Source organism: Lysinibacillus halotolerans, from assembly GCF_003711845.1.
Taxonomy (GTDB): domain Bacteria; phylum Bacillota; class Bacilli; order Bacillales_A; family Planococcaceae; genus Ureibacillus; species Ureibacillus halotolerans.
Map to the genome: position 1 here is coordinate 21,452 of NZ_RHLQ01000043.1, position 6,250 is coordinate 27,701.

Consider the following 6,250-nt stretch of genomic DNA (forward strand, 5'->3'; position numbering starts at 1 on the left):
AAGGATTAGTAGAGTAACAATTCTACAAAACGGGGAGGAAATGTGATGAATATTAGACTCGCAGAAACAAAAGACATTGATCAACTAATCAAAATGAGATGGGATTTTACGATTGAGCACGATGAAAGTAAAAAGAATGCATCTTTCGAGGATTTCGAAAAGGAGTGTCATGCTTTTTTAGAAGATGCCATTCAAAATGATAGATGGTTCATTTGGGTTGCTGAGGAAAATGGAAAAGTGGCTTCCCATATATACATAGAGGTAATTCAAAAAGTACCAAGACCAGGTAGAGTCACTCATCCATTTGCGTATATGACAAATGTTTATACCATTCCCGAGTATAGAAATAAGGGAGTTGGAAGTAAATTGCTAAGGTCAATAAATAATTGGGTGAAAGAAAATGGGTATGAATTTGTTATTGTATGGCCAAGTGATGAAGCGATTCATTATTATGAGAAAAATGGTTACGTTCATTGTAAAGAGCCGATGGAGTTTTTCCCAAAATAAGATGGGTTTGCTTTTGGAAATAAGAAGAGGGAGAAAATTAAAAAGTACATGAAGGTTTGTGAATAGAATCAATGGTTCTAGTTATTTATACCTAAAATAATACCTAATAATGGTCCTTTTTTATATTGAATCCAACGTTTATAATAGGTTAAACGAAGTGGTTTAGATAAGAAAAAGTACCCATTCCAAAGTCTTTCCACTCCGAATTATTCAAAACTCTGTCATTGTCATCAGAGAAATAGAAAAAGAAAGTTGAGGGTTTATTTTTGAAGTGGTTTAAAGACTTAAAAACATCTACTAAATTGATTAGTTCATTCATTGTAATGAGTTTAATTATAGGTTTAGTAGGAATTTACAGTTTAATTAATTTAAGTAATATGGATGAGAAAATTGGTTTTATGTATGAGGAACGAGTAGTACCGATAAGTGATTTAGGTCGGGCAGAGACTGATTATCAACGACTGCGCGTACTCATTCGGGACATGATGTTTACATCGACGACGAAAGAGAGAAAAGACGAATTAAATGAACAAAGTGCTCAAGCGATTAAAGAGATAGAAAGTAAGTTGGAAAAGTACAGTAACACATTTATTACCCCGGAAGAGCAGGCAATTCTTGACGAAATTTATCCTGCATTCGACGATTATTTATCCATTTATGATACAGCGTTGGAGTTTGCTTATGCGGGTGATGTTGAAAGTTATTTAGAAATAGCACCTGAGTTTGCGGAAGCAGGAGATAAAGTACAAGGATATCTTAAAGATCTTATTGATTTAAATATTCATTTAGCTGATACAACAAATATGGAGTCGAAAGAACTGTATAATTCTGCTACCATCATTACGATTATTGTGCTAATTCTTTCCGTTCTATTCGCAATTGGTTTAGGCATTGTTATAGCAAGACTAATTTCGAAACCTTTAAAAGATGTCTCCGATTTAGTTGCAGATGTTTCACAAGGGGACTTGACAAAAACAATCTCTATTAATACGAAGGATGAAGTAGGTGACTTAGCTCTTTCCATTAATAACATGGTTATAAGCTTGCGTTCAACAGTAGAAGAAATTCTTTTATCTGCCGAAAATGTATCAGCATCTGCTCAAGAAATTTCGGCAACAACAGAAGAAGTTGCAAGCAGTGCGACAACTCAAGCCAATGACGCCCAAAAAATTACTGAATTATTTAAAGAAATTGCTAAAGGTGCTGATAGTCAAGCACACGATGCTCAAACAATAAAAGAGTTGTTCGGAGAATTGAATAAAGCAATTGATTTGGTTGCGAATAATGCGAATGAAACAGCGACATTAAGTGATAATTTGTCTAAAGTAGCGGTCGACGGAACAAAAGTTGTAGAAGCATCGATTATAGGTATGGAGGATATTAGCCATCAAATGACATTGCTTGAAAAAGAGGCAAATCATATTGGAGATATTATTCAAGTGATCGATGATATTGCAAGCCAAACAAACTTGTTAGCCTTAAATGCAGCAATTGAAGCGGCTCGAGCAGGTGAGCACGGCAAAGGGTTTGCGGTTGTAGCTGAAGAAGTTCGTAAACTGGCAGAACAGTCTAGCAATGCGACGAAAGAAATTACCACAATTATTAAAGGGATTCAAAACAACACGTCTCAAAGTGTACACGCTGTAGTTGAGGGAGTAAAATCAACAAAACGTACTGGACAAGCCTTTCATGAAATTACAGCAATGATGGCTAAGGCAAACGAAAAGACATTGGAAATTGCTTCTGCAAGTGTCCAACAATCTACACAATCTAGCCATGTAATGAAGGCCATTGAGAGTATTGCATCAGCAAGTGCTCAGCAATCTTCACAATCAACTGGCGTAATGCAGGCAGTAGAGAGTATTGCGGCGACAAGTGAGGAAGCCGCTGCAGCAAGTGAACAGACAGCTGCAACTTCCCAGTCGTTAGCAAACTTAGCTGAAAAATTAAATGAATCCGTCTCTATCTTTAAAATTTAGAACTAAAATGGCTATCTGTCATTCTATTAAACAAAATCGATAAAGTTAATGCTAAGGAAACGATCTAATTTCCTTAGCATTTTTTTATTGACAGAAAAGTGGTATGCTGATATGGTTATACACATAAGTATATAACCATAAAACTTAAAGTGTCATGAAGGGGTTTAAATGGCAAGATTAAAAGTGAAAAGTGGTGAAAGAATTGGGCAATTTATTAGATCAAGATAAACCAATTTATGTGCAAATACGTGAAAAAATTGAAGATCAAATCGTAGACGAACAATTGAAAGAAGGAGAGCAAGCACCTTCTACAAATCAGCTTGTAAGTTTTTATAAGATCAATCATGCAACGGTATCGAAAGGGGTTAATCAACTAGTGGAAGAAGGCATTTTATTTAAGAAGAGAGGAATCGGCATGTTCGTAGCAGAAGGTGCAAGAGAAAAACTCATCCAGAAAAGAAAAGATGCTTTTTTAGATAATTTTGTTGTAGGTCTCGTTCAAGAAGCGAATAAATTAGGCATAAGCGATCAGGAACTATTTGATTTAATAAAAAAATGTAAAGGAAGTGCTGGGGAATGACCATGCAAATTGATGTGAAAAATCTTTCTCTCCAATTTGGTAACTATTATGCGTTAAAAGATGTTAGCTTTCAGTTAAGTGACAATAAAATATACGGATTAATCGGTAGAAATGGTGCAGGTAAAACATCCCTATTATCCATACTAGCATCCTTTCGTGAACCGACGAATGGCACGTTAAAAATAAATGGGGAAGTTCCTTTTGAAAATGCGAAAATCATGCAACAAGTGAATTTCATCTTCAATAAAGACAATCAAGATGAAACAGAAAAATTGGAACGAATATTGGGAGATGTTCAGCGGTATCGACCAAATTTTGATATGGAATATGCCAATTACTTAGTGAAGAAATTCAACTTACCTGTTGATAAGCCCATTCGTAAGCTTTCTAAGGGAATGCAATCAGCGGTCAATGCCGTAATAGGTTTAGCTAGTCGTACACCGATTACGATTTTTGACGAAGTTTATAACGGGATGGATGCCCCAACTAGAGAAATCTTTTATCAAGAGTTGTTGGAAGACCAATCTGAGCATCCCCGTATCATCATCCTTTCGACACACCTTGTATCTGAAATGGATTATTTATTTGACGAAGTTTTGATTTTAAATAAAGGGCAACTTGTACTCCATGAAGATTATGAAACGGTTGTGACAAAAGGGGCTTCCATTACAGGGGCAAGTGAAGCTGTTGATGCCTTTACGCAATCTATGAACATATTAAATACGAAACAATTAGGAAATACAAAATCCGTTATGGTTTATGGGGAATTAAGTGATGCAAATCGCAAGCTCGCCCATCAAAATGGTTTGGAAGTTGGACCGATCTCACTACAAGACCTATTTATTCATTTAACAGAGGGGGAAGAATAAGATGCCACGAATTTATCCTAAAGTAGCAAAGGATATGTTTTTAGTCCAAGGATCGTGGGCATTTGGCTTTATGGGGGTCATGCTCATTATTCAATTCGTGAAAATCATGTCATCGATATTTAGCGATGTTAAAATCGTATCTTCACTATTTAAAGATAGTGGTGGCGTAAATACGTATTTCGATTCATTATTCATTGCTTCCAATATTTTTATGCTGGTCATTGGGATTATTTCAGCTGTGAGCGTACTATCCCATTATGTGAGCAATGGTGTTACAAGAAAAGATTATTTCAAGGGGACATTAATTGGCACGTTAGGCCTTGCGATTACGATTCCGGTTGCTGGTGCGATTATTTCCGCAATAATAACTTTCATCGTGAACCTTTTGAACATTCCGGTAAATATGAATCCACTAGATGGATCGATGAACGAGACGGAAGGGCACCTTATTGCAGACTTAATTTTATCCATCATTTTCACACCGTATGAAGACCCTAGTTCTAGTTGGCTACTAGCTATCTTCATTTTCGCAATAAATATTTTTACTTATTATGTAGCGGGTTGGTTAATTGGTGCGGCCTTTAGTCGATTCGGTATATTCGGTATCATATCAATTGTGCTAGCCTTTGTTTTAATTTATATTGAGGATATTTTAATATCCATTAGCTTAGGTTTACCAGTTCCAAGTTTTATAACAATAACAGAGTTACCCCTCGCTTTTTCTGTAATCGGAACTTTCGTGTTAATTGCCATTTACTGTTGGATAATTCGTCTATTGACGAAAAAAATAATTGTGAAGTATTAGTTTGGTAGAGTTAATCCGGGAGGGTTAGCTCTTTTTTATTGGTCCTTATTTATCCGACGGTTATGTAATGTTACTGGGGGAGGAAAACTAAATTTATTTTACATCTGGCTTGTTTTTTTCTGCTCTTTCAAGTATTTCGAAAAGGTCTTTTACAATTTCCTTTCCTTGGATTTCATATTCCTTGCCGTTAAAATAAACGATACCGTTTTTGTTTATATAAATATGGTTTGATGTATTGTTGTAAATAAAGAAAACTGAATAACCTTCTGAAAAAGAAAAAGTCTCTTTATAATCAGGTATGCGTTTTACAGTTAGTTTTTCAATAGAATTTATAACAGTGGGGTGAAGGGGATGCTCTTCATCAATTATCGTAAAAGCCTTCAATATGTCTTCTTCACTTAAGTTAATAATGGTAATGTCATGTATTTCTTCACTTAGCTGATATGTATCAAAAAACGCCTCTACGAGTTTTTTTGTTCGGTATTCATTCCAATAAAATACGAGAATAATAACTAGAATTGTAACGAGGACAGTACGCTTAATCCATGTTTTTTTCATTAGAAAAGAGCCTTCCTTCAACAATTAAGATACTTAAGATTCTAACTTTTATGGAATTTTTAGTCAAAGACTTCTAGTTATAGAAATGACATTGGAATTTATTTAAACCGACTATCAGATACAAATAAATAATGATAAAAGAGGTGTATAGGTATGAATTGGAGAAATGGAATATTTGTTTTATTCAGTTTGATATTTATATCAGGTTGTCAAAGTGCAGATAAAATACCTGAATTTATTTCTTCTCCAGAGGATGTAGTAAATAAGCCTAATGGAATACAAAATATCGAGCGATTTGAACAATTTCTTAGCAACATGAAAGAAGGGAAAGAAGATGAAGTTCGAATCGTTCATTATACAATAGAAGGAGATCCCATTTTGCATGTTCTAGAGTATGATGGAGAAATCATTCATTCAACCTATGATACTCGGAGAGATAAGTATGGTCAAGGAAGCGTTAGCCAGACAACATGCAGTTCCATTGAGGAAATACAAACAGGAGAAGATACGGAATATAATTTAGAGGGGAGCGGAAATTCGGAAGTCAACATTATACTTACTGTACAGGAATAGTAAAAATGGATTTTCTCCCTTAATAAACGGAATAAAAACAATATAATGGACCCAATAAAAAAACCAAAACATTGTGGATGACGGTCGTTGTTCAAAAATACTTTTCATAGAAACAAATAGTCTTAACTCAATATCGTTAAAGCTTTTTCAAAATCCGAAATAAAAGGTGCATATATAAAAACGAAGAAGTTTTTTAGATTTGGACAATTATGTTCATGTTGCAATAAAAGCATGTATGGAAAAAAGTGACGGCTGAAATAAAATGTACCCTATAAGAAAGACACTTGAAAAAAGGTCTCTCTTATAGGGTACTTTTATTTATAATGAAATAAAATAAATGGTTGATGGAGCGGAAGAACATGTCGAAAAAGTTATTTAC

The 6,250-nt window shown here is 34.7% G+C and carries 7 protein-coding genes; 6 read left to right on the forward strand and 1 reads right to left on the reverse strand.

Features of this window, described 5'->3' with window-relative positions:
- Window positions 1-45 precede the first annotated feature (45 nt).
- From EC501_RS14525 to EC501_RS14545, 5 genes are all read left to right on the forward strand, one after another.
- Entirely contained in the window at window positions 46-507 is a 462-nt protein-coding gene (locus EC501_RS14525) for a GNAT family N-acetyltransferase (RefSeq protein ID WP_122973022.1), read from the forward strand.
- A gap of 266 nt (window positions 508-773) precedes the next feature.
- Window positions 774-2,486: a methyl-accepting chemotaxis protein gene (locus EC501_RS14530; RefSeq protein ID WP_122973023.1), complete on the forward strand. Its 1,713-nt coding sequence runs from the start codon at window positions 774-776 to the stop codon at window positions 2,484-2,486.
- 202 nt (window positions 2,487-2,688) lie between these two features.
- Complete coding sequence (locus tag EC501_RS14535; protein ID WP_122973024.1) at window positions 2,689-3,066, forward strand: GntR family transcriptional regulator; 378 nt, start codon at window positions 2,689-2,691, stop codon at window positions 3,064-3,066.
- Window positions 3,063-3,935, forward strand: a complete 873-nt coding sequence (locus tag EC501_RS14540; RefSeq protein ID WP_122973025.1) for an ATP-binding cassette domain-containing protein — start codon at window positions 3,063-3,065, stop codon at window positions 3,933-3,935. Before EC501_RS14535 ends, EC501_RS14540 begins: the two co-directional genes overlap by 4 nt.
- A gap of 1 nt (window position 3,936) precedes the next feature.
- Complete coding sequence (locus EC501_RS14545; protein WP_122973026.1) at window positions 3,937-4,740, forward strand: hypothetical protein; 804 nt, start codon at window positions 3,937-3,939, stop codon at window positions 4,738-4,740.
- Window positions 4,741-4,833: 93 nt separating this feature from the next.
- Here EC501_RS14545 and EC501_RS14550 read toward each other — a convergent pair whose 3' ends face one another.
- Window positions 4,834-5,298 (reverse strand): hypothetical protein, encoded by a 465-nt coding sequence (locus EC501_RS14550; RefSeq protein WP_122973027.1) that lies wholly within the window; start codon window positions 5,296-5,298, stop codon window positions 4,834-4,836.
- Window positions 5,299-5,451: 153 nt separating this feature from the next.
- On the opposite strand from EC501_RS14550, the gene EC501_RS14555 reads away from it, so the two are divergent.
- Window positions 5,452-5,871: a DUF4362 domain-containing protein gene (locus EC501_RS14555; RefSeq protein ID WP_122973028.1), complete on the forward strand. Its 420-nt coding sequence runs from the start codon at window positions 5,452-5,454 to the stop codon at window positions 5,869-5,871.
- Window positions 5,872-6,250: the final 379 nt, after the last annotated feature.